This is a genomic window from Actinoplanes sp. NPDC024001, from assembly GCF_040638955.1.
In the GTDB taxonomy this organism is placed as follows: domain Bacteria; phylum Actinomycetota; class Actinomycetes; order Mycobacteriales; family Micromonosporaceae; genus Actinoplanes.
This window is the reverse complement of sequence record NZ_JBEZZB010000375.1, coordinates 1-1,378: the sequence shown is the minus strand read 5'-3', so window position 1 is coordinate 1,378 and position 1,378 is coordinate 1. Positions and strand designations below refer to the sequence as shown.

The window sequence follows — 1,378 nt, the reverse complement described above, 5'->3', positions numbered from 1 at the left end:
GCGACCCGGCCGGCGCCGCGCGGGCCGCCCGCCAGCTGACCACCGACCTCACCCGGGTGCTCGGCGCGGACCATCCCGCCACCTGGGGCAGCCGCCGGTCCGCGGCGTACTGGCAGCTGGAGGCCGGCGATCCGGCCGGCGCAGCCCGCGAGCTGGAACTCGTGCTCGCCGATCAGCTGCGCTTGCTGCCCGCCGACCATCCGGACGTGCTGAACGTGCGCGGGGACCTCGCCTCCGCGCGCGGGCGTGCCGGAGACCCGGCCGGGGCACTGCGGGCCTGGGAGGAACTGCTGCCCGAGGTGACCCGCGTCTTCGGCCCCGCCCACGCGACGACGCTGGCCGTTAAGGCGAACATCGCCAACTGGCGGGGCGAGAGCGGCGACACGGTGTCGTCGGTGAAGCAGCTCGAACGGCTGCTCGCCGAACGCACCAGCATCCTCGGCCGCGACCACCCGGACACCCTGATCACCCGCAACAACCTGGCCTTCATGCGCGGCGAGGCCGGAGACGTGGCCGGGGCCGCGGCGGCCTTCGAACAGCTGCTGGACGACCGGCTGCGGGTGCTCGGGCCGGATCATCCGCACACCCTCGCCACCCGGGCCAACGTCGCCTACTGGCGCAGCCGCTCGGACGGGCCGGCCGGTGCGGTGCCCGCGTACGCGCGGCTGCTGGAGGATCAGCTGCGGGTGCTCGGACCCGACCACCCCGAGGTGCTGAAGAGCCGGTGGGTGATCGCGGGGCTGGCGGGCGAGGCCGGTGCGCCCGACGAGGCGGTGGCGGCCTTCCAGCGGCTGCTCACCGACTGCCTGCGGGTGCTGGGGCCGGGCCACCCGGAGACGCTGTCGTGCCGGGTCACGATCGCGGTGTGGCAGGAGCGGGCGGGCCGGCCGGACGAGGCGTTACGCGGGCTCGAGGAGGTGGTCGCCGACATCGGGGACGTCCTCGACCCCGATCATCCGGAGGCGCTCAACGCCCGGTCCCATCTGGCCGAGGTGCGGCTGACCAGCGGGGACACGCGGGCGGCGGCCGCGGAGTTCGCGGCTCTGCTGGCGGACCACGCGCGGCTGTTCGGCGCGGACGATCCGAAGACCGTCGCCTACCGGTCGCGGCTGGGTACCTGCCGGCTGCGCCTGGGTGACCGGGCGGCGGCTCTCGAGAGCTTCGGGCAGGCACTGGCGATCCTGACCGCGACGCTGGGGCCGGAGCATCCGGAGACGCGGAAGATGGCCGCCGGGGTCGCAGGCCTGCGGCAGGCCGCCCCGGAATGACGGCTGGTGCGCTGTCAGAGCGGGTTCGTGCGGCCACCGGGCAGCACGCCGCAGGTGCGGCAGGCCCGTTGCGGGCGGCGGTCGCCGGCGCCGCAGACGAGGCACCGCCC

General features: G+C 75.8%; 1 protein-coding gene. It reads left to right on the top strand.

Annotation, left to right across the window (positions count from 1 at the left end; genetic code table 11):
- A partial coding sequence (locus AB0F81_RS51270) for a tetratricopeptide repeat protein (RefSeq protein ID WP_360211785.1) occupies positions 1 to 1,268 on the top strand: 1,268 nt, incomplete at its 5' end.
- Between the last annotated feature and the right edge of the window lie 110 nt (positions 1,269 to 1,378).